A 22,491-nucleotide genomic window follows, 5' to 3' on the forward strand; every position below is an offset into this window, starting at 1 on the left:
TGGAAGTTAAATTAATTTATGAGGCTACTTTTTATCATCCCTGAATATCCTCCCCATTCTGGGGGTGGTATTGCTACTTTTTATAGCAACACATTGCCAGAGATTGTTGCTCAGGGTCATCAAGTTGATGTTTTAGTAGGAAGTGCCTTTACATCCAAATTGCCAAGTTATCAGAAAGATGGTGTTAACGTTGAGTTTTTAAATGACAACTTAATCTCGTCCAATTTATACAAGTTCAACCGTTACCAAGCCATCCCAGAATTTCAACGCCATTTAGCAGCAGCTTGGACTGCTTGGGAACAGGTAAATAAAGGTCAGGGTTATGACTTAGTGGAAACAACAGATTGGGGTATGCTGTTTGCTCCCTGGATAATATCACCAGAAAGTCCGCCTACTGTTGTGCAACTTCACGCCAGTATTGGTCAAATAGATTTTTATGATCCCCAAGTTGATAGCCAACTGCAAGGCAATTTAGTTCGCTTATTAGAAGTAAACTTACTCTCAGTTGCAGACCAATTACAGACCTACAGTCAATCTAATGCTCAAGCCTGGAAACAACTAATTGGGAGAGATGTTAGCTATATTCCTCCCGCTATGCCGCTTGTACCTAATATTCAACCATTCAAAAAATCTGCTCATGGTTTAGTAGTAGGAAGGATTCAATACTGGAAAGGCACAACAATTGTTTGTGAAGCTTTGCGATTATTAGGAGAAAAAGCACCAATAATAGATTGGATTGGTCGTGATACAACTTATCGTGATTCCAACACTTCTATGGCTGCTTATCTTGCCCAGACTTATCCCGATATTTGGGGAAACAAGGCACAGCCACTCGGCACTTTCTCACCAGAAGAAACTCGCCAACTTCAAGCAATGGCAAAGTTTATAATTGTACCGTCTATTTGGGACGTATTTAACTACACATGTGTAGAAGGAATGGCACAAGGACAGACTGTATTGTGTTCCCTAGGTGCTGGTGCAGCAGATTTGATTACTGATGAAGTAAATGGGCTAACGTTCACAGCAGGCGATGCCCAAAGTTTAGCCAATAGGTTGGATATCTTACTGAGTTGGAGTCAAGGAAAGCAAGAAAAAATTGGCAAAGCTGCTCAAGAGACTATACAAACTTTCCTTAATCCCAAACTTATTGCTCAACAAAGACTAGAAGTTTATGAGAAACTGATTAAACATGGCAGATATTCCATTTCCCCCAACTCTTGGTTAATTGAAGCTGTTTCCCCTCAAAAACCTTTAGAAAAACCTTTAGCATTTTTAGATTACCTACCTTTACGGGAGTTAGCAAACTATTTGCTAGAACGCAGTCTTAAAAAATTGGTAAAACGCTAGCCATGAGCCATCCTTCTTTAGCACTATGTATTCCTGCATACAATGCTACAGCTTACTTACCTCGATTACTTAAGTCTGCTTTAGCTCAAACAATCCAATTTGATGAAATATGGGTGTACGACGATTGCAGTACAGATGAAACAGGAAAAATTGCCGCAGAGTTTGGGGCAAAGGTGATTAGAGGTGAGATCAATCGTGGTTGTTCTCATGGTAAGAATGTCTTAGCAGCGCAAACAACTTGTGAGTGGATTCATTTTCATGATGCCGATGATGCTTTATATCCTAATTTTGTAGAACAAGCTCATCAATGGATGGCGTTAGAGAATCCGCCAGATGTTGTGCTATTCAATTATGAATGGCGACGGGATGATACTGGAGAGTTGCTCGGCATTTACAAGTTTGATGATGCTGAATTGAGACGAGATCCGATCGCATACACTATTCAAAAACAAATTAATCCCTTTTGTGGTTTATATCGTCGTTCGGCATACTTGCAAGCGGGTGGTTATGACACTGATCCATTAGTACTTTACAATGAGGATGTAGCATTTCACTGTCGGATGGCGATCGCAGGTTTAAAATTTGCGGCTGAACCGACAACTACAATCATTAATTACTATCGAGCTAATTCTATGTCCTCTGCTAACCAAATTAAATGTGCCCAAGCACAATTTCATGTTATGCGGAAGGTATCTGAATCTCTCAAAGGGGAATACTCTAATGAAATTTCTCAAAAACTTTGGGGAATTGCTGGAGTTTCTGCTGCTTATTTAGACTGGAACACTGCTGATAGCTGTGTGAATCTAGCTTTCTCCCTCCACAGTAAAACTCCTAATCATTTAAGTGGTTTATTCCGGCTATTGTGTAATTTTAATCCTTATTTTGCCATTCGCTTTAGAGAATGGTTAATCAGATTCCTTAAGCCACAGCTTCGCCAGCAAATAATCACTGGGTCTGAGAGACTCTAAATTTGTTGCTGGATGTGGATGGGCAAGATTTTACGGGCTATCTAATAGTTTTAGTAGGTAATGCTCAAGAATCAGTCAGGAATCAGCATTTCGCTCTTTAGAATTGGCTACAAATAACAATTAAAATGTCAATAAGTCCATTAGTCTCAATACTCATACCTGTTTACAATGCCGAGCCATATCTGCGAGAAACTTTAGACTCAGCTCTAAATCAAACTTGGCGAAATCTAGAAATAATATTAGTTGATGATGGCTCTAAAGATGACAGCTTGGCGATAGCTAAAAGCTATGAATCAAAGGGTGTAAAAGTGATTTCTCAAGGTCAAAATAAAGGACAAACGGCTGCTTTAAATAGATGTTTGGCAGAAGCAAAGGGTGACTTTATTCAATACCTTGATGCTGATGACATTTTAGAACCACAAAAAATTGAAGTACAAATTAAGCGTCTTTTAGAAGAACCTAGCGGTACTCTGGCGATCGCACCCTGGGCAAGATTTTATCAAAATGATTTGTCAACCGCTAAATTTGTACCCAACAACGACTGGTGCGACTTTGATGATCCCATCGCTTGGCTGGTGGAATGTTGGACAGGTCACGGAACAATGCCCCCAAGCTCTTGGCTATATCCACGAGAAATTATTGACAAGACTGGCTTATGGCATGAGGAACTAACACTGAATAATGACATGGAATATTTTACAAGAGCCGTACTTGCCAGTAGGCGCTTAGTTTTTTGCCCTGAAGCTAAATGGTACTATCGCTCAGGAAACCCTAGCTTGAGTGGACAACGCTCTGAAAAAGCCTTGTGGTCTCAATATGAAGTCATTCGACTCAGTACAGAACGATTATTAAGTGTTGAAAATAGCGATCGCACACGTTATGCCACTGCTTGCGCTTGGCAGTACTTTGTTTTTATTGCTTATCATCGTTTACCAGAGTTAGTGCAATATGCAGAGAAGAAAATTACTGAACTTGGCGGTTGTGATCTCAAGCCAGACGGTGGCTCACTATTTAGAGTCTTGAGAGATATTTTTGGTTGGAAGGCTGCAATGAATTTGCAAAGATTTTACTATCGATATCGCTATCAAATAAATTATTGAATAGTTTATTAACTCCAGTGTAGTCATTTTTATAATTTTAATTGCTATAAAAAAGAGGAAATCACTTGTCAGACAAAACAAAGAAAGGTCTTTTTGTAACTTTTTCCGTCTATGTTAATAGTGCTTTTGGTGGAGTACAGCGCTGCACAAAGGAATATCAAGAAGTTATTGAAGCGGCAGGCTGGAGCTTAGAAGTTTTAGCGTATGAAATAGATCGCCGATGGCAGGCGAGAATTTTCCGCAAACTTAAACCATCGAGCTTTTATAATCGCATTCCGCAATCTTTTATTGATGCCTTAATTGCACAAGTTCAATCAAAACATATTCCTTACGTATTTCTCAATCAAGTGGATGCGTTATGTATTGCACCATACTTAAAAAGTGCCGTACCAGATGTCAAGATTGTCTTGTTATCTCATGGGGCGCAGTTTGTCGATGATTTTCTGGCAGCGCAGAATCAGACTTCAATATCTTCAAGGAAGCGATCGCACCTAGCTAATACAATTCTTGATGAGATGCAACTTAGGCAACATATAGATCATGTATTTACATTAAGTGAGCAAGAAGTCGCATTTGAGCGTTGGCTAGGCGCAAAGTCCGTAAGTTGGCTGCCTCGAATTATTTCACCAAAGCCTCTAGACTGGAGACCGATTGCTGGTCGTGCAGGGTTTGTTGGCACATTAGATCATCAACCAAACTATGAAGGACTGCTAAGTATATTGACTAACTTGCAAAATAGGAAAGATTTTGAAGGAACTATCAGAATAGTCAGTAGTTCAAAACAACTGGGCAAATATTTAGAAGAGCGGTTTCATTTCGTTAAATATCTAGGTCGCCTTGATAACGAAGACCTTAAAAATGAAGCATCAACTTGGACATGGTTCATTCATCCTTTATTTATATGGTCTCGCGGCTGTAGCACTAAGCTAGCCGATGCGCTGGAGTGGCAAATACCTGTCCTAACCACTGAAGTAGGTTGTAGAGGATACACATGGCAAAAAGGCAATGTGATTAGATTCGATGCAATAAACGAGTATTCTTCTTATTTATGTGGCAAGGACTCAGAATATGATATATCTTTAGTCAGACAAAAACTAATCCTAGCCTCAGAAACATCTCCTTCTGTTCTTGATGTCGCTGCACTAGCTAAACTAGCTTTGAACAAAATAAGCTAATCGGCATTTTAATTTTTGGGCTGAGTCCCTAACAGCAATGGCTTCATAGCGATCATCTTACAATTTTAATGCGTGACAGATGCTCGTAAAAACCCTAGTCATTATCTAAAGTTATGAATAATTTTTTAACATCATTAAAAGAAGAAATTAAAAATCAAATCTATAAAAGAGGATGGATAGTTTGTAAATTCAAGAGGTTGTCAACAGGTGTAGATATTTCTGCGGGTTTCATTTTTGTACCACGTCATAGTTCTCTAATATCTGATAAGCGTTGGGCAACCTAAAATGCGTATTCTACTCACTGCCGATCCTGAACTACCAGTACCACCAAAATTGTATGGTGGTATTGAGCGCATTGTTGATTTATTGGTTACAGGATTACAAACTCGTGGTAACACCGTGGGACTAGTTGCTCACCCTGACTCAACCTCAAAAGTAACTCAATTCTTTCCTTGGCCGGGGAAGCGATCGCAAAACAAATTTGATGCGTTGCAGAATACAATCACCCTAGGGTCAGCAGTAAAGAAGTTTCAGCCCGACATTATCCATAGTTTCTCTCGCATCCTCTATTTATTACCTCTGTTATCATCTAGCCTCCCCAAGGTGATGTCTTATCAGCGAGATCCCAACCATCGCACCACTCGCTGGGGTACAAAGCTTGCTAAGGGTTCTCTAACTTTTACAGGTTGTAGTGATTATATTTGTAGCATCGGACGAACTGCCGGGGGAGTTTGGCATACCATCCACAACTGTGTGGAACTAGAAAAATACACTTTCCAACCAAAGGTAGCTCCCGATGCACCATTGGTATTTCTCGGCAGAGTAGAGCAGATTAAAGGAGCGCATAATGCGATCGCTATTGCTAAAAAAACCGGATGCAACTTAATCATTGCTGGTAATCACGCCACAACTGGGGAAGCAGGTCAATACTGGCAACAACAAATTCTCCCTCACCTAGGAAAAGATGGAATTGAGTATGTTGGGCCTGTCAACGATGCTCAGAAAAATGATCTATTGGGACAAGCTGCTGCCATGATTGTACCAATTGAATGGGAAGAACCTTTTGGTATTGTTTTTGCTGAAGCCTTGGCTTGTGGTACTCCGGTAATTTCATGTCCTAGAGGTGCATTGCCAGAGATTGTGCGTCAAGGTATTGACGGTTACTTAATTAACAGTATTGACGAAGCAGTTGTTGCTGTTAACCAATTACTAAATATTGATCGTTATCAATGTCGTCAACGGGCTGAAAAACATTTTTCAGCTTCTGTTATTTTAGATCAGTACGAAAAACTTTATCATAACCTTTTGTTTTAGTTAAAAGAAGATGAGCATAGAAACAATTTCTTTACCTTTACCTCTAACTTGGATACAAGCGCTGGATTTTAAACATAAATTGGGAATTTGCGAACGATTGTTTGGTGAGGCGATCGCATTAAAAGGCATTTGTTGGGTGGAAACCGGAGCAGGAATTCCCTGGAAGCTTGATTTGACAAATTCCACCCATCGCTGGATTGTTTATGGCAAATATGAAGGAGCAGCATTTCTAAACTGGGCGAAAAAATTTCTCCCTAGCGATGGTATTGTTGTAGACTCAGGTGCAAATATCGGCCAAATGTTAATGTACTTAGCTCAGTGGCTACCGCAAGGTAAAATACTAGCATTTGAACCCGGTACTGAAGCAGGCAACTGGCTAAAAGAATGTTTAGCAATTAACACCACACTGCCCGTAGAAATAATTAAGGCAGGACTTGGTGCATCTCTGGCTCAATTACGTCTCAACCATATTGGAGATAGCTTGGGACATGGTGCTTGGAGCCAAATATCTGAAACTGAAGGTGAAAAAATTCAGATAGTACGTCTAGAAGACGAATTAGCTGCACGTTCTATTACAACAGTAGATTTGTGGAAGTTGGATGTAGAAGGTTATGAAATTTCAGCCTTACAGGGTGCAGAAGCATTTTTAAAGGAGCAACGGATAAAAGCTATTTACGCAGAGATGATAGATGAAAATGGGCAGCGAATTCGAGATTATCTTACTCAGTTTGGCTATAGCTGTTACCTGTTTGACTCACGAGGTAAAATATATTCTCCAAGTCAATTGCCAAGTCATACTAACGGACTTTTCCTGCCTAATTAAATTGTAATATGCAATGTATCCTAGTTTAAAGCGTAAAGTTTTAATCATCAGTCCCCACTTCCCGCCCATTAATGCCCCTGATCATCAACGGGTAAGAATGTCTCTACCCTACATGGAACAATTTGGTTGGGAAGCTCACGTTCTCACGGTTCAACCAGACTATGTTGCAGGTATTCAAGACTCTCTACTAGCAAAAACAATTCCCGATCGCATCCCTGTAACTTATACAAAGGCATTACCTCTGCAACAAACTCAGCGTATTGGCCTAGGTAGCCTGGGTATACGAAGTTTTCCCTATTTACTCAAAGCTGGCGATCGCTTACTTCAGCAAACAAAATTTGATTTAATATACTTTTCAACAACTGTATTTATCACAATGGCTCTGGGTACCCGATGGTATCGCCGCTTCCGCATACCTTACGTCTTGGACTTTCAAGATCCCTGGTTAAGCGATTACTACAAACAGACAGGCACACCTCCACCAGGGGGACGCTGGAAATATGGATTTTCTCAACTCCAAGCAAAACTGCTCGAACCCAGAGCTATGAGCAAAGTCAGTCATGTCATTAGCGTATCACCAGCCTATCCAAAAACTCTACAACAGCGATATCCACATTTGCTTTCAGAACAATTTACTGTTTTACCCTTTGGTGCGCCTGAGCCTGATTTTGAGCAACTACCCTACCTCAATATTCAACAAAAAATATTTAATCCTCATGATGGTAAACGTCATTGGGTTTACGTAGGTCGAGGTGGTGATGATATGGCTTTGTCATTACGCACTCTATTTCTCGGCATCCAGTCAGAGCGTCACCATCACCCTGAAAAATGGCAAGCAGTTGAATTACATTTTGTAGGTACTAGTTATGCACCAGGAAATCGCGCTGTCAAAACCGTAGAGCCGATTGCTCAAGAATTAGGTGTTGCCGACTTAGTTCGAGAACATGTCCATCGTATTCCTTACTTTGAAGCGCTACAAGTTCTTGTCGATAGCGATGCTATTCTAATGATTGGTTCTGATGACCCAGACTATACCGCTTCTAAACTCTATCCTTGCATTCTAGCCCGCAAACCCGTTCTGGCAATTTTTCACCAGCAAAGTTCTGTAGTCAATATATTACAGAGTTGCCAAGCTGGTAAATCTGTAACCTTCACTTCTCAAAACAAACCAGCAGATTTGCTCCCCAAGATAGTTGACCAGCTCAATTGGTTATTATCTATCCCAAAAGGTTATGAACCAGAAACTAACTGGTCTGCTTTTCAAGCTTATACCGCTAGAGAAATGACTAAAAAGCAGTGTAGTATATTTGACAATTGTCTTACTTCTGCCAAAATTAACTAATCATTATGAACGGATACTTTGAGTCTAATCCTCAGCCTTGGGAATACTTTCCTCGCCCCCCAAAGAAGAAACAAGATCAGCTATTGAGAGTATTTTGGATAATCGCTTTAGGGCTTTTTACTTTTGAAATCTTCTTCAATGAAAATACCTCTATACTTAGCAAAGCTGGAGCAGTATTGATTACTATTGCTTCTCTGATACCTAGCTATCTTTGGTGTTCAGGTCGCGCTCATGGAATGCCTATCTTCCCATTTTTTGCTCTCACTTTCCTTTGGACTTATGCCTTACCACTTGTCAGTAATCATCCAACCGTTATTACTTACTCTCCCAGTAGCCATTTGTTTGCTAGTCTGACGGTCACTGGGTTTTTAGGGCTAGGAACCTTAGTCTGGTTCCGATTTGTCAAATCTATTCCTCCAATGCCTAAATTTTATCGGAGTTTGAACATTCGTAAAGGCATTAACTTTTTCTTATTTATATTGATAACCAGTGTTTTATTTAATGTATATAGTAATGCTGGCTGGCTTGAATCTATTAATGCAGGAACAATTGCTGTAGTGCGCGGTACGATTTTAGGATTAACCGCACTAGGTGTTTTTGTCCTTTCTTATCAATTAGGAAAAAAAGAATTATCAAAATTACAGGCTAGATTGTTTATATTATTTCTAATTGCCAATTTAGTGACAAGTACAGTTACATTGCTGCTTGTTTCTGCTTCTAGTATCGCTTTGCTCGCTATAATTTCCTTTGTTATTTCTCGGAAAAAACTACCGATAATATCAATTATCATTCTTCTGGTTCTATTGAATTTTTTGCACTATGGCAAATCCGAGATGAGATCGAAGTATTGGTTTGCTAAAAATAGCTCTTATTATGTTCAACCCTGGAATTATCCTGCTTGGTATTCTGAATGGATAGGCTATTCACTAACTTATATAAATAGAAATAAGAGTGAAGATAATTTACCTAGTAATTCCGAAGAAAAAGCTTCTTTTGTCGAACGTTCTAGTGTAATCCAAATGCTACTTTTAGCTCAGGAAAAGAGTCCCGATAGAATACCTTATTTATACGGAGCGACCTATGCAATATTACCAGAACTTTTAGTCCCTCGCATATTAAACTCTAATAAAATCAGGTCTCACGAAGGTACAAGCATTTTAAACGTACACTATAAACTACAGACATACGAACAAAGTGTGAAAACTACTATTGGCTGGGGTTTGCTAGCTGAATCCTATGCCAATTTTGGATTAATTGGCTGTGGAGGACTGGCTATTATTTTGGGTGCAGCTTATGGAAAAGCAACTCGTTGGAGTATGAATGCTCCAATTTTATCATTCCAGTCTCTGTTTGCTGTACTGATGATGTCATACTCCTTCCAATCTGAATTTTCTGCTGGGGTATATGTTGCTGCTTTATTTCAATCAAGCACAACAATTGCTGGTATTTCGTTAGTTTTGATGAAAAAGCAGCGGGTTTCACGACATGCTTTTCAAGGGGGACAAATGAATTAAATTATGAATACGATAAAACTGGCAATTATCACATCTCACCCAATACAATACTACGCACCTTGGTTTCGTTACCTGGCTAGTGCTGGTGATTTGCAGATTAAGGTATTTTACTTGTGGAACTTCGGTGTTACACATCAGATTGATACAGGCTTCCAGCAAGCCCTACAGTGGGATATCCCCCTCTTAGATGGATATGAATACGAGTTTGTACCAAATGTTAGTTATAAACCAGGAGTTCATCATTTTTGGGGGTTACAAAATCCATCTTTAATCTCACAAGTGAAAGCTTATAATCCTGATGCAGTCTTCTTGATGACCTACAACTACGCTAGCATCTATAAATTTCTCTGGAAATGGAATTCATCTGAGATACCGTTGCTATTTAGAGGTGATTCCCATCGACTACTACAACCTACTGGAATTAAAGCATGGGCGCGTCAGCAGTTTATTACCCAGATTTATCGCCGTTTTGCTGCTTGCCTTTATGTAGGTAAAGCTAATTATGGCTACTTTCAATATCATGGTGTACCCAGTAATCATCTATTTTTTGCTCCCCATGCTGTTGATAACGATCGCTTTTTTACTCAAGCTGAGAGTGCCAAACACCAGGCAACTATATGGAAGCAAGAATTAGGTATCCCATCGGATCATGCAGTGATTCTATTTGCAGGTAAATTTGAATCCAAAAAACGTCCTTTGGATTTACTGCAAGCTTTTTTGGCAGCAAACCTGTCTCAAGTATCGCTGCTATTTGTCGGTGCGGGTTCTTTAGAAGCAGATTTAAAAACCGCAGCTGCACACCATTCAAATATCTATTTTGCTCCTTTTCAAAATCAAAGCTTGATGCCCCGCACCTATGCTATTGCTGATTTAGTTGTGTTGCCCAGTTACGGCGCTTCAGAAACTTGGGGACTGGCAATTAACGAAGCAATGTGTTTATCTCGCCCAGTAATTGTCAGCAACCACGTGGGTTGTGCCCAAGATTTGATTCATGACAAACACAATGGGCTTGTATTTACAGCTGGTAATGTGTCAGCTTTAGTCAGTAGCCTGCAAGAAGCATTTTCTGATCGTCAGCGTTTGCGGCGCTGGGGAGAGGAAAGCCAAAAAATTGTGTCTCAATACAGCTATACTCATGCAAGCAAGGGTTTAAAACAGGCGCTTCAATATGTTATCGCGCCAAGCAAGGAGAAGTTCCAACTAAATAAATAAAAACCTTATCTAAAAAGTTTCCTACCCTGAATTTGCTGATAGTTAATAACAAAAAGTGAATAAGAAAAACTTTAGTAAACATAACCAACACTATCATCTCTGGTTTCCTGGACTATTCAACTCAACAGGTGGAATTGAATGTTACTCTTCTTTGTGTTTAAAAGCATTTGAAAGTCTCTACCCCGATTGTGCTTACGATATTTTAATTAAGCATGATACAGATGTGCCATCCAAATCAACTAATTTGTGTTTTCATGCAACCGGTAATTGGCCTTTATCCCTACGTACTCCAATACTTGCAGCGCAAATGATTGGTCTTGGTCTTTGGCAACGACCAAAACTCATCTTTTCAACTCATCTCAACTTTAGTGTGATAGCGTACCTATTGAAACGATTAATTGGCATTCCCTACTGGGTTGCAGCGCATGGAATCGAAGCCTGGGACATCCAAAATCCCACCCTTAAAAAAGCCCTCAAGAATGCTGACTTAATTCTAGCCGTTAGTAATTACACTCGCGATCGCCTACTCAAAGAACAAAATCTCCAGCCAGATCGAGTTGTCGTCCTGCCTAATACTTTCACTCCTAATCGCTTTAGGATTGCACCCAAACCAGATTATCTCCTCCAACGATATGGCTTAAATGCACAACAACCAATTATTCTTACTGTGGCTCGGCTTTCTCAATCAGAGCAATACAAAGGCTATAATAAAATCCTTAGCGTCTTACCCCAAATTCGTCAAGCTATCCCAAATGTACACTATGTTATAGTCGGTAAGGGAACTGACCGACCAGCAGTTGAACAGTTAATTGCCGAGTCTCAACTTCAAGATTGTGTAACCTTAACTGGCTATGTTCCTGACCGAGAACTGGGAGATTATTATAATCTTTGCGATCTGTTTGCTATGCCAAGTAGAGGTGAAGGGTTTGGTATTGTTTACCTAGAAGCACTAGCGTGTGGTAAACCTACTTTGGCTGGGAATAAAGATGGAAGTGTTGATGCTCTATGTCAAGGAGAATTAGGCGCACTGATTGACCCTGATGATGTCGAGGCGATCGCTGAAGCTATAATTCAAATACTACAAGGTAAATATCCTAACCCTCTAATATATCAACCGGAAGAATTAAGAAAGCGGGTAATTGATAAATTTGGTTTTGAACGCTTTCAACAACGCCTTAATTATTACTTAGAAAAGCAGTTTTCCCAGACTTGATATTGTGTCTTTGCTGTGGAATAGAATGAATTTTGTATAAAAGTAAGTAAATGATGGTAATTTAAGGTGAGATTCCAAAGAACAGCATTCGTTATGACTTAAGGAAAACAATCAAGTTTCCTAAAAGTTTGAAGATTCAAAAACTTCTTTCCAGAGCTTGCTTTTATAAGAAAGTTACGCGAATCCATAAGTACCTCTGTCGTACAAAGAGTAGCTAGCGTCAAGAAAGATTGTAGATTCTTTGCCGCTAAATTAAGCTAATCTACTATTAATTTTCATATTTATATTTTCTGTATTTCTTAAGAGGTCTTAAATGTGTGGTATTGCCGGAATTTTAACTAAAACAGAAATAAATCATGATCTGGAAAATTTGGTGCTAAAGATGCAAAATGCTATTAAGCACCGTGGCCCAGATGATTTAGGTACTTATATATCAGAGGATCGACGAGTAGCCCTTGCTCATACTCGTCTGTCAATTTTGGATCTCAGCCCTGCTGGACATCAGCCAATGTCTACACCTGATGGTCGGTACTGGATTACTTTCAATGGTGAAATTTATAACTTTTCACAACTGCGGCAAAATCTCATTTCTCAAGGAGAGCAGTTCCAGTCCCAAACAGATACAGAAGTTATCCTCAAGCTCTATCAAAGAATGGGTTCTAATTGTTTAGAACATTTAAGAGGTATGTTTGCTTTTGCTATTTGGGATGACTGGGAAAAAACCTGCTTTATGGCTCGTGATCCTTTAGGAATCAAGCCATTATACTATTGGTCATCTGGTTCTACTTTAGTCTTTGCTTCAGAGCTAAAAGCTATCCTTGCATCTCGTTTACCTGCCCTTAACTTGAGTCCAGAAGGATTATATGGCTATCTGGTATATGGTTCAGTTCCAGAACCATATACCCTGATTGCAGATATTCATTGTTTAGCAGCTGGTCATTGGTTGTATTGGCAAGGCGATCGTGTCACAAAACAACAGTATTGGCAAATTAACTTTACTCCACAAGCAATTTCACCAATAGAAGCCCAAGAAAAAGTTCGTAATGCTTTAGTTGATACAATCGAACATCACTTGGTAAGTGACGTGCCTGTTGGCATTTTTCTTAGTGGTGGAATTGACTCTACAGCTATTCTAGCTCTAGCTACAAAGGTGCAGAATAAACAGATATCTACATACTCTATAGCTTTTGAAGAAACCCAATGGAATGAAGGCGAAGTTGCAAAAAAAGTTGCCAATTTATTTGGAGCAAAACACACAGAATATAAAGTTACGGCCTCTATTGCCAAACAGTTCTTTCCTGAATTCCTACAAGCTATTGATCAGCCCAGTATTGATGGATTTAATACTTTTTTTGTATCACAGATTGCCCACGAAGACGGCATGAAAGTAGTCCTATCTGGGCTAGGTGGAGACGAAATTTTTGGTGGATATAAATCATTTGAAAAAATTCCTCAGATGCTAGCATGGGGTAAAACATTGCAAACAATTCCTGTTCTAGGAAAGAATATAGGTAAAGGATTATCGCGTTGGGGAAAATCACCAAAACTAAAACGCCTGGGTGATTTTTTGGAACAGCCTCCAAGTTCTGCATCTGCCTATTCTACTTTCAGAGGAATTTTCTCTCACCAAGAAGCATGTGCAATTATGCAGCAGTATATTCCTCATCAACCTTTAACTACTTATATCTTTCCATCAGCCGATACTCATAAAGCAGATTTGACAATAGAAGATGAAGTAAGTTTGTTAGAAATAACCTGCTATATGCGTAATCAACTATTAAGGGATAGTGATGTAATGAGCATGAACTGGGGATTAGAATTACGGGTTCCCCTAGTTGATCGTAATCTATTTGAGGCAGTAGCTTCTATTCCTAGTAATATGCGTTTAGCAATTGGCAAAAAACTATTAATTCAATCAGTTCCTGAATTACCAGAATGGGTTGTTAACCGTCCTAAAAAAGGATTTTATGTTCCCGTTGACAAGTGGATTTCTGGGGATTTACAAAATCATTTTAATAATGTAAAGGTTCCCGATAATATTTCTCTTACTCATTGGTATCGGCACTGGAGTTTGATGATGTTACAACATTGGCTAGAGCGAACTTATGCCTAAAAATTCTTCAATTTTAAAGGTAACTTGTGAGGACTGCCAAAAAAAGTTAGATTAATAGTTAAAAACCTCACAATTTTGAATAAAAATGAAAATTCTTCATATTATTCCTTCAATAGCATCAGTAAGAGGTGGCCCAAGTCAAGCAGTAATAGAGGTAGTTAAAGCATTAAGAGATGAAAATATTGAAGCAGAAATTGTTACTACTAATGATAATGGTAATGATTTGCTTGATGTACCCCTTGGTAGGCGTATTGAGTACAACCAAGTGCCAGTAAATTTCTTTAAGCGCTTTTCTCCTAAAGTTGGCTCCATTAGAGAATTTGCCTTTTCTAGAGAGCTAACTATATGGTTGTGGCAAAATGTTTCTAAGTATGACTTACTACACGTCCACGCTATTTTTTCCTATCCTTCTACAGTAGCAATGGCGATCGCTCGTTTCCAAGGAGTTCCTTACATCGTTCGCCCTTTAGGACAGCTATGTGAATGGTCTTTACAACAAAGCTCTCGCAAAAAGCAAATTTATCTCCAACTCATAGAAAAAGCCAATCTCAATTATAGTAAATCCATACATTTTACCTCAAAACAAGAACAACAAGAAGCTTCGCAGTTAAATCTAAGTTCCCCAAGTTTTATTTTACCGCACGGTGTTGATATTCCTAATATCAACCCTAACGCGCGTCAGCATTTGCGGCAATACTTAAACTTACCAAACGATGAACCAATTATTTTATTTTTATCTCGCCTGCATCACAAAAAAGGTTTAGAATACTTGATTCCAGCTTTAGGAAAATTATCTGATTATCGCTTTACATTTGTGTTAGCAGGTAGTGGTTCACAAGAATATGAAAGTGAAATTAAATCACTTCTCGTATCCAATGGCATTAAAAACCGCACCCATATTGCAGGATTTGTTAAGGGAGAAATCAAAGATTTAATAATGCAAGGCTCAGACTTATTTGCTCTTACTTCCTACTCTGAAAACTTTGGAGTAGCAGCTTTAGAAGCTTTAGCTGTCGGGCTTCCAGTCTTACTTACTCCTGGCATCGCTTTAGCTGATCTGGTTGTACAGCAACATCTGGGCTATGTTACAGAACTACAGGTAACTGCGATCGCGGCTGCTATACAGCAGGTTTTGGATTGTCCCGAAGAAGCACAAAAGCGAGGCGATCGCGCCCGTAAATTTATATTAGAAAATTATACTTGGGATCGTATCGCATCAAAACAAATCTCAGTTTATACTGAGATCATTGAAAGTCAGACTGTTTCTACTACCCGTTAACATAAATGATAAATAATAGGTGATTAAACATATAAATTCAAAGATTACTAACCAATAGGAATATCAATCTTCCAATCAATCACATCATTATCTTGATCTCATAAAACCTCTGATGGAGATGATATTGGAATATAATTACAAACATTAAATTTAAGTTTGCAGGTAGATTTCCCTTTCTTTGGAAGTCTATGCTTTGTTCTAGTACTTTACTCGGTAATTGATCTGATTCTGAGAGATTTATTTTTGATATGCTAAAGCTGATTACTCCTCTTATTCTCACGTATAATGAAGACCCAAATATTGAACGCACACTCCAGCAACTCACTTGGGCAGAGAAAATTATAGTTATTGATAGCTATAGTAGTGATAAAACTCTAGAAATTCTTAACTCCTACCCACAAGTTCATGTATTCCAACAGGAATTTGAGACTCATGCTAGGCAATGGAATTATGGTTTAGAGCAAGTTCAGTCGCCGTGGGTGCTTTCTCTAGATGCAGACTATATAGTAACTAATGAGTTAATTTCTGAAATTGCTGCTCTACCGATTGATGGAAAGATTGATGGCTATTTTGCCAGATTCCAGTATTGTGTGTTTGGTAAACCAATGCGTAATTGTATACTTCCACCTCGTCAAGTACTTTTTCGTAAAAGCAAGGCTAAGTACATCGATGATGGACACACACAACTTTTGCAGATGTTTGGTAACTCTGCAACACTTTCTGCCTATATTCACCACGATGATCGCAAACCCCTAAAGCGTTGGTTATGGGCACAGGAGCGTTATATGGTATTGGAAGTAAAAAAATTACTAGAGACTCCTACTAGTGAACTTAGTTTAGGCGATCGCATCCGCAAACAAAAAATTATTGCACCTTTTATAATTTTATTTTATTGCTTGATTATCAAAGGCGGTATTCTAGATGGTTGGCATGGTTGGTACTATGCTTTTCAGCGTGTTCTGGCAGAAATACTCTTGAGCATTCGACTTATAGAAGCTGAGAAATTTAAAACTTAATTAGTCAGTAGTTATTAAGAATTTATTTTAAATATTATAAATATTTACAATACTTTGATACACTCAGTAACCATCAATATGAGATTCAGACCTACAGCTACAAAGGTTTACCACTAAATCTACGATTTGGTGGGGTCTTAAAACCATATATTCAGCGTTCGACTGAGCCTTGTTGAAGTGTCACACCGAAGTCAAAGTCCGCCAGTCGTATAGAATTCATGTTGAATTCTGGCTCCTGAATGCTATTTCGATAAATTTAACCACCGTATGCGCCTAAATCAATATACTGTTAACGACTACACTCCAGGAGCACCATACTGGAAGCAACTTCTTTGGTATTTTATTGGATCGCCCTTAGTTGAAAGTTATTGGCTACCATTTTCAGTTTTTAAGATTTGGGTACTCCGCAGTTTTGGGGCTAAAGTCGGTCAAGGTGTCCGTATTAAACCTGGAGTGCGGGTAAAATTTCCCTGGCGGTTAGACATTGGTGATTTTGTTTGGATTGGGGAAAATGTATGGATAGATAACCTCGCTTATGTCACCATTGAAAGCCATGTTTGCCTATCTCAAATGGTCTATCTCTGCACCGGAAATCATGACTGGAATCATCCCGATTTTAAATTAATTGTTGCCCCAATCAATATTCAAGAGAGTAGTTGGATTGCTGCCAAGTCTGTAATTGGGCCAGGAGTCACTGTTGGTCGAGGAGCAGTACTAACATTAGGTGGCGTTGCTGGAAAATCACTACAGTCGATGACCATTTATGCAGGTAATCCGGCTCAACCCATCAAGCAACGAAAGCTTTAATAAAACATATCTGAAAACAGGCAAAGCCTCTGTGCAAAAAGCTTCAAGCAGGCGATCGCAGATTGCACTCTTAACGTAAATTTAAACTGACAATGGTACTTTAAGACATTTTTCGTTGTAAATAGGTCAGAATCTAAGCTTATAAATAATCAGACAAAATTACAAAATTAATTATATATGGTTCTCGAACGGTTTGATCCCTGATATACTCTCTGCGTAGTAACGAAAGAAGGATGCCTAGCCTAAATTAATGGAAAAGTGATAGTCATCACATTTTGAAAAAACGACATTTTCAAAATTTTTCCACCCGAATAAATACTGAAGTTGTTAGTTCAATCTCTAATCTATTAGCTCTGACATATTTCAAGAGTCATTAGTAGATGTAGTAACTAGCAGCCTGTTGACTGCGGCTAGTTTGTTTATATTTTGATTCAGCAACGCCGTTTAATTTCAGAGGATAAATGATGTGAACCCTAAATTAAGCAGATTTTTTCTGCACACTGCTATTACGTTACTGTTACTACTGAGTTTATCCGGCATTAGTCATGTATTAAATATTCCGGTTTTGGAGCCACTGAAGGTTGTAGCGGCTACCAGCACATTGACTATTCCGTCGAGCGCATCGGCACCTTGGCCTGTATTTAAGCGTGTAGATGCTCTCAACTCATCGTTTCGTTCTGGACTAAACACAGCCTGGGGAGACTATTGGGAGCGTAGCGAAGATCCTTTTGATATTGTGTATACAGAGCAAACCCAAGAACTAACCAACACCGCCAATGGTAACTATGCAATATACAACAACCTTGACTTAGGTAGTGGTGTAGAGGCATTGATGCTACGTATCGCTTTACCTTCTGGGACAAACAGCGTTGAAGTGCGCTTAGGTTCAGTTAGCGGCACTGTGGTGGGGAGCTGTACCATCAACAGCACTGGTTCTCTGTCAAACTATCGTACAGTTCCGTGTCCTTTGAATAAGAGCCTTGCAAAAGAAAAACAAAACCTTGTCATTAGGTTTCCAGGCTCTAACCGTTCTATGCGCTTTAATTGGTTTGCCTTCTGGGCAAAGGATACAGAGCAAAAAATTGACGAGATACAAAAAATCCAATCCAATAATGTAAACCAAGGTTCGCCTGTTATTCCTATTTCTGGCAGATCGATACGAACACAAAACCAACTGCCAGACAGTTCTCAGATTCTGGCCAAATCCTATGGGCTGTGGTCTCCTGGCAAAACATGGGAATGCCCCAAGTGGATGCATGATACTTATTTTACCAAGGCCGAGGATGGCAAAGTCTACCCCACATGGCATCCGCCTGTAGATTTCAACCCTGAAACAAATACGTATTGTACCTACGGTCACGAGCATGGCGACGATCCGCTCAGTTCAGAGGTATTTAATATTGCAGGGATGCCAGCTTTTGGCTATGTAAATGAGCAACTAGCAACTAATAATCCATCTAATCCATCTCTTCATAGAAATGAAGATCACTTTGGTCATAAGGTTCTTGTTGCCAACAATTGGCAGATGTTCAATGCCAACAACACCAGTTTAATTAAATCCTGTGATGTGAGCTTAAAACTGCACATGGGTACACATTCGCCGGATGCGCTAGTAAATACAGCCCATGAAATGTTTGCATCTGGTAAATGTGATGGGCTTGAATCCTTCAATTTAAAGCATTTTGCTTTATTTGGTGCTGCCGGAGAATTTAAAGAACCTGAAACTTCTTTGTGTGACTTATCATCGGTAAATCCTGGCATTACTCCCTCCCCTACGAATCAACCCTATGGTGATGCCCATCGCGCCATTCCTACTGCTGGTTGTTACCAGCGTGGGACAGTTGATCAAAAAACGGCAGATGTAAATTCAAGAAATACTGAATCTTGGCTTACTGGCTTTGCTGGAAAAAGTTTTTACTTTAAGGTCGCAAATCCTTCCCGTTTTTATGATCCGTCTACCACAACGAAGATCAATAGGACTGTGAATAGCTGCTATGACCCAGCACATCCTCTTTCTACAACTCTAATTTGCGAGGAAACATTAGCTGCTGGTAGCAAAGTCGAGTGGGACGACCCGCGATCGCCCTTCCGAGGAACAACTCAGAGAGAAACTCACTTTTCTGGTCTTGCATTTAGCAATTCTGCAAATTCAGTAATCTATACAGATGCTTATGGGAGAAACGCAAGAATATCACCCGCTCCCGCTCAAGGGATTACGTTCATGCAAATTGTTCCTCGCGAAGGATTTAAGTATGATGTAAATAGTGCAGCCAGCCTCTTCCCACCCAGAGACTATTCTGCATTGGGACAAAATGGGGTAAGAGCGCCTAATTAAAAGAAACCGAGCAATTCTAAATCTGTAATGCAGGGCGATCGTCCCTGCATTCCATAGAAAACTCAAAGTTTCAGTTTCTCCATCCGCCGATGCCGCGCCTTCGACCGAGCAACAATAGCCCCATTCGACCATTTGTCAGGGTGTGGCACAGGCGGTGAAAAATACTATTTTTCATGATGAGTTGTTAATTATAAAGACTTTTTCAGACGGAGATTTATTTAAATCCAGATTCCGCAGGTAATCTCGTAAATACTGTATTTTTGAAAATGACCTAAATGCTGCATTTTAGAAGCATGACAATCACCATCAACCGCTTTTGTCACTCTCCAAAAACTTTTGCCATTTTTGAATTCTAAAGCTTTTGTATACGAAGCGATGGCTCCGCCCGCCGCAGGCATCGCAAGATTTTTCGACGTTGCTGAGTGCGGTATGAATTAATTAAACACCGATATAAAACGATACTTCAAGTAGTGAAGTAATCATCGAATAGAGTATTTTAATATTTCTACGGACTTAGAATAACATAGTATTTTGCGATGGCAAAGCGGTAGCGACGTTAGGAGGGTCAATAAACTGAGGGTAAACTTTCCATCCGTCAGTAACATAAAAATCACAATTTATGAGTCAAAATATTGACGCAGCTAGAATTTCTATTATTATTCCGACTCTTAATGAAGCAGGGAATATCAAAGAAGCAATTGTAACTACTCAACCCAATACAAATATAGAAGTAATCATAGTAGATGGTGGCTCTAAAGATGACACCATAGAAATAGCTCAGTCTTTAAATGTCAAAGTTATCTCATCATCTCCCGGTCGTGCTGTGCAAATGAACGCGGGTGCTGTAGCGGCTAGCGGGAATATTCTCTTATTTCTTCATGCAGATACCCGTTTACCGACTGGGTTTGATGACATGATTCGCACAGCGCTAGAACAACCTGGGATTGTAGCTGGTGCATTTAAGTTGCGGATTGATGCCCCACTTTTAAGTTTACGATGGGTGGAGTGGGGAGTAAATGTGCGATCGCATTTTTGCCAAATGCCCTACGGCGACCAAGCAATTTTTTTAACCAAAAAAGTATTTCAGCAAATTGGTGGTTTTCCTGAATTGCCTATCATGGAAGACTTTGAACTCATACGTTGCTTAAAACCCATTGGACGAATTGTAATTATTCCTACACTGGTTGTTACTTCAGCCCGTAGATGGTTGCAAAAGGGAGTATTCAAAACTACGCTGCTTAATCAAATAGTAATTATTGCTTATTTACTCGGCGTTTCACCTGAGCGAATTCGTTGTTGGTATCGCCGAGAAAAATTTAAAAGAATTTAAGCTGTTTCTCATCTGGGTACTATATCTTAGGAGCAGTGAATTTAAAATCTAGGTTTCAAACTTGAGCCTCAGAAGGTCAAACTTATAAAAATGAAAAAACCTTTATTAACTTCTAAACTCAAACTACTACTCCTAAGTTGCCTGATTTTCACTTTAATAATTGCTGCTAAACAGTTAAACTTTCAGGGACTTTTACACACATCAATCATTTGGGTTGAGAGTCTTGGAGTTTTAGGGCCTATCGCTTATATATTCATTTACAACTTGGCAACATTATTATTTATACCGGGTTCTCTCTTGACACTCAAAGGTGGTTGTCTGTTTGGAGTATTTTGGGGGTCAATATATGTGCTAATTGCTGCAATAGTCGGAGCAACTTTAGCTTTTATTATTGGACGCTACCTTTCACGAGATTGGGTTTCTCGACAAATGGACAAACATCCTAAATTTAAAGCAATTGATTTAGCAGTTGCTAAAGAGGGATGGAAAATAGTTTTTCTAACTCGTCTCTGTCCCGTTTTTCCCTTCAATTTATTAAATTATGCTTTTGGAGTCACACAGGTTTCTCTCAAAGACTATATATTAGGTTCCTTTGGCATTATTCCTGGTACTGTGATGTACGTTTATATTGGTTCTTTAGCTGGTAATCTTGCCATGATTAACACGTCTCATCAACCAACTACTCCAGAAACTCAAGTCTGGCAATGGATAATGCAAGTAGTTGGGTTGATTGCTACCGTTGCTGTGACTGTATATATCACAAAAGTTTCTCAAAAAGCATTAGCTCAAAGTGTGGCATTAGAAGAAATAACAACCCATGACAAAAATAACAATCATTCAGATATTTAAAAGTATTGATGCCAGAAACTTACAGAAGCTTTTTAGCCTAGGTGTATTAATATTATTGATATTGGCGAGTGCTTTCGCATTAAACACAGACGCGGCTCTAGCAGAAGAATCTGCAAATCCAAATTATTTCAATCCTCAAACCATTTTACGGAATTCGTTGCAGTGGATTGATAGCCTGGGTGCGTTGGGAGCCATAGCTTTTATTGCCCTTTACATTATCGCCACCGTTGCTTTTTTCCCTGGTTCTATTCTCACCTTGGGTTCTGGCGTTATATTTGGCGTAGTTTGGGGTTCTTTGTACGTCTTCATTGGTGCAACCCTTGGCGCTACAGCTGCTTTTCTCGTTGGACGTTATTTAGCAAGGGGTTGGGTTGCTGGTAAAATTGCAGATAACAAAAAATTTGCCGCTATTGACCAAGCTGTTGGCAGAGAAGGATTAAAAATTGTCCTGCTAACGCGACTCTCGCCAATATTTCCTTTCAATTTATTAAATTATGCCTTTGGCATCACGGGAGTTTCACTTAAAGATTATTTCATTGGCTCTGTAGGGATGATTCCTGGAACCATTATGTACGTTTATATAGGTTCCCTTGCAAGTAATCTTGCCATGATTGGTACTGAAGCTCAACCTACTAACCCAACTTTACAATGGGCAATTCGGATTTTGGGTTTGATTGCGACAGTAGCCGTTACAGTTTATATAACCCGGATTGCACGTAAAGCTTTAGAAGAGGAATTGTAGGTAAGCTGTCGC

Annotated in this window: 19 protein-coding genes and 1 pseudogene; 18 read left to right on the plus strand and 2 right to left on the minus strand. The window is 39.3% G+C overall.

Annotated elements, in window-relative coordinates:
- Window positions 1-18 precede the first annotated feature (18 nt).
- The 15 genes from GJB62_RS23005 to GJB62_RS23075 all read left to right on the plus strand — a co-directional run bounded on the left by GJB62_RS23005 (window position 19) and on the right by GJB62_RS23075 (window position 19,558).
- Window positions 19-1,347, plus strand: a complete 1,329-nt coding sequence (locus GJB62_RS23005) for a glycosyltransferase (protein WP_114081640.1) — start codon at window positions 19-21, stop codon at window positions 1,345-1,347.
- A gap of 2 nt (window positions 1,348-1,349) precedes the next feature.
- Window positions 1,350-2,315, plus strand: coding sequence for a glycosyltransferase family 2 protein (locus tag GJB62_RS23010; RefSeq protein WP_114081639.1), 966 nt, complete (start codon window positions 1,350-1,352; stop codon window positions 2,313-2,315).
- A gap of 125 nt (window positions 2,316-2,440) precedes the next feature.
- On the plus strand, window positions 2,441-3,415 hold the full coding sequence (locus GJB62_RS23015; RefSeq protein WP_114081638.1) for a glycosyltransferase family 2 protein: 975 nt from the start codon (window positions 2,441-2,443) through the stop codon (window positions 3,413-3,415).
- 65 nt (window positions 3,416-3,480) lie between these two features.
- On the plus strand, window positions 3,481-4,590 hold the full coding sequence (locus GJB62_RS23020; RefSeq protein WP_114081637.1) for a glycosyltransferase: 1,110 nt from the start codon (window positions 3,481-3,483) through the stop codon (window positions 4,588-4,590).
- Window positions 4,591-4,875: 285 nt separating this feature from the next.
- Window positions 4,876-5,904, plus strand: a complete 1,029-nt coding sequence (locus tag GJB62_RS23025; protein ID WP_114081636.1) for a glycosyltransferase — start codon at window positions 4,876-4,878, stop codon at window positions 5,902-5,904.
- A gap of 10 nt (window positions 5,905-5,914) precedes the next feature.
- Window positions 5,915-6,727, plus strand: a complete 813-nt coding sequence (locus GJB62_RS23030; protein WP_114081635.1) for an FkbM family methyltransferase — start codon at window positions 5,915-5,917, stop codon at window positions 6,725-6,727.
- A gap of 13 nt (window positions 6,728-6,740) precedes the next feature.
- Window positions 6,741-8,069: a glycosyltransferase gene (locus GJB62_RS23035; RefSeq protein ID WP_114081634.1), complete on the plus strand. Its 1,329-nt coding sequence runs from the start codon at window positions 6,741-6,743 to the stop codon at window positions 8,067-8,069.
- A 5-nt stretch (window positions 8,070-8,074) separates the two neighbouring features.
- Window positions 8,075-9,583 carry a hypothetical protein gene (locus GJB62_RS23040; RefSeq protein ID WP_114081633.1) on the plus strand — a complete coding sequence of 503 codons (1,509 nt, stop codon included), beginning with the start codon at window positions 8,075-8,077 and terminating at the stop codon, window positions 9,581-9,583.
- A gap of 3 nt (window positions 9,584-9,586) precedes the next feature.
- On the plus strand, window positions 9,587-10,795 hold the full coding sequence (locus GJB62_RS23045) for a glycosyltransferase family 4 protein (RefSeq protein ID WP_114081632.1): 1,209 nt from the start codon (window positions 9,587-9,589) through the stop codon (window positions 10,793-10,795).
- 55 nt (window positions 10,796-10,850) lie between these two features.
- Entirely contained in the window at window positions 10,851-12,008 is a 1,158-nt protein-coding gene (locus GJB62_RS23050) for a glycosyltransferase (protein ID WP_114081631.1), read from the plus strand.
- 313 nt (window positions 12,009-12,321) lie between these two features.
- Window positions 12,322-14,121 (plus strand): asparagine synthase (glutamine-hydrolyzing), encoded by a 1,800-nt coding sequence (gene asnB / locus GJB62_RS23055; RefSeq protein ID WP_114081630.1) that lies wholly within the window; start codon window positions 12,322-12,324, stop codon window positions 14,119-14,121.
- 85 nt (window positions 14,122-14,206) lie between these two features.
- Complete coding sequence (locus GJB62_RS23060; protein WP_114081629.1) at window positions 14,207-15,400, plus strand: glycosyltransferase; 1,194 nt, start codon at window positions 14,207-14,209, stop codon at window positions 15,398-15,400.
- Window positions 15,401-15,648: 248 nt separating this feature from the next.
- Window positions 15,649-16,416, plus strand: a complete 768-nt coding sequence (locus GJB62_RS23065; protein ID WP_114081628.1) for a glycosyltransferase family 2 protein — start codon at window positions 15,649-15,651, stop codon at window positions 16,414-16,416.
- Window positions 16,417-16,683: 267 nt separating this feature from the next.
- The gene (locus tag GJB62_RS23070) at window positions 16,684-17,223 is read left to right on the plus strand and encodes a WcaF family extracellular polysaccharide biosynthesis acetyltransferase (protein WP_114081627.1); all 540 of its coding nucleotides are present in this window, start codon (window positions 16,684-16,686) and stop codon (window positions 17,221-17,223) included.
- Between the two features lie 466 nt (window positions 17,224-17,689).
- Entirely contained in the window at window positions 17,690-19,558 is a 1,869-nt protein-coding gene (locus tag GJB62_RS23075; protein ID WP_114081626.1) for a carbohydrate-binding protein, read from the plus strand.
- 218 nt (window positions 19,559-19,776) lie between these two features.
- On the opposite strand, the gene GJB62_RS23080 is transcribed toward GJB62_RS23075, so the two are convergent.
- Together GJB62_RS23080 and GJB62_RS37575 are read right to left on the minus strand one after the other, a co-directional pair.
- Window positions 19,777-19,956 (minus strand): hypothetical protein, encoded by a 180-nt coding sequence (locus GJB62_RS23080; RefSeq protein ID WP_114081625.1) that lies wholly within the window; start codon window positions 19,954-19,956, stop codon window positions 19,777-19,779.
- 81 nt (window positions 19,957-20,037) lie between these two features.
- Window positions 20,038-20,173, minus strand: a pseudogene (locus GJB62_RS37575) (IS1 family transposase); the annotation flags it as partial.
- A gap of 4 nt (window positions 20,174-20,177) precedes the next feature.
- On the opposite strand from GJB62_RS37575, the gene GJB62_RS23085 reads away from it, so the two are divergent.
- From GJB62_RS23085 to GJB62_RS23095, 3 genes are all read left to right on the plus strand, one after another.
- Window positions 20,178-20,888 (plus strand): TIGR04283 family arsenosugar biosynthesis glycosyltransferase, encoded by a 711-nt coding sequence (locus GJB62_RS23085; protein WP_114081624.1) that lies wholly within the window; start codon window positions 20,178-20,180, stop codon window positions 20,886-20,888.
- A gap of 90 nt (window positions 20,889-20,978) precedes the next feature.
- Window positions 20,979-21,737 carry a TVP38/TMEM64 family protein gene (locus tag GJB62_RS23090; protein WP_114081623.1) on the plus strand — a complete coding sequence of 253 codons (759 nt, stop codon included), beginning with the start codon at window positions 20,979-20,981 and terminating at the stop codon, window positions 21,735-21,737.
- A complete protein-coding gene (locus GJB62_RS23095; protein WP_114081622.1) occupies window positions 21,706-22,479 on the plus strand; it encodes a TVP38/TMEM64 family protein in 774 nt (257 codons plus the stop codon). Before GJB62_RS23090 ends, GJB62_RS23095 begins: the two co-directional genes overlap by 32 nt.
- Window positions 22,480-22,491 lie beyond the last annotated feature (12 nt).

The sequence above is a fragment of the Nostoc sp. ATCC 53789 genome, assembly GCF_009873495.1.
In the GTDB taxonomy this organism is placed as follows: Bacteria; Cyanobacteriota; Cyanobacteriia; order Cyanobacteriales; family Nostocaceae; genus Nostoc; species Nostoc muscorum_A.

Bases quoted from the DNA above. Each gene is read 5' to 3' on its own strand.
- GJB62_RS23015 (WP_114081638.1), top strand. From the start codon at position 2,441: ATGTCAATAAGTCCATTAGTCTCAATACTCATACCTGTTTACAATGCC.
- GJB62_RS23040 (WP_114081633.1), top strand. From the start codon at position 8,075: ATGAACGGATACTTTGAGTCTAATCCTCAGCCTTGGGAATACTTTCCT.
- GJB62_RS23090 (WP_114081623.1), top strand. From the start codon at position 20,979: ATGAAAAAACCTTTATTAACTTCTAAACTCAAACTACTACTCCTAAGT.
- GJB62_RS23045 (WP_114081632.1), top strand. From the start codon at position 9,587: ATGAATACGATAAAACTGGCAATTATCACATCTCACCCAATACAATAC.
- GJB62_RS23030 (WP_114081635.1), top strand. From the start codon at position 5,915: ATGAGCATAGAAACAATTTCTTTACCTTTACCTCTAACTTGGATACAA.
- GJB62_RS23095 (WP_114081622.1), top strand. From the start codon at position 21,706: ATGACAAAAATAACAATCATTCAGATATTTAAAAGTATTGATGCCAGA.
- GJB62_RS23070 (WP_114081627.1), top strand. From the start codon at position 16,684: ATGCGCCTAAATCAATATACTGTTAACGACTACACTCCAGGAGCACCA.
- GJB62_RS23010 (WP_114081639.1), top strand. From the start codon at position 1,350: ATGAGCCATCCTTCTTTAGCACTATGTATTCCTGCATACAATGCTACA.
- asnB (WP_114081630.1), top strand. From the start codon at position 12,322: ATGTGTGGTATTGCCGGAATTTTAACTAAAACAGAAATAAATCATGAT.
- GJB62_RS23080 (WP_114081625.1), bottom strand. From the start codon at position 19,956: ATGCCTGCGGCGGGCGGAGCCATCGCTTCGTATACAAAAGCTTTAGAA.
- GJB62_RS23065 (WP_114081628.1), top strand. From the start codon at position 15,649: ATGCTAAAGCTGATTACTCCTCTTATTCTCACGTATAATGAAGACCCA.
- GJB62_RS23025 (WP_114081636.1), top strand. From the start codon at position 4,876: ATGCGTATTCTACTCACTGCCGATCCTGAACTACCAGTACCACCAAAA.
- GJB62_RS23035 (WP_114081634.1), top strand. From the start codon at position 6,741: ATGTATCCTAGTTTAAAGCGTAAAGTTTTAATCATCAGTCCCCACTTC.
- GJB62_RS23085 (WP_114081624.1), top strand. From the start codon at position 20,178: ATGAGTCAAAATATTGACGCAGCTAGAATTTCTATTATTATTCCGACT.
- GJB62_RS23005 (WP_114081640.1), top strand. From the start codon at position 19: ATGAGGCTACTTTTTATCATCCCTGAATATCCTCCCCATTCTGGGGGT.
- GJB62_RS23060 (WP_114081629.1), top strand. From the start codon at position 14,207: ATGAAAATTCTTCATATTATTCCTTCAATAGCATCAGTAAGAGGTGGC.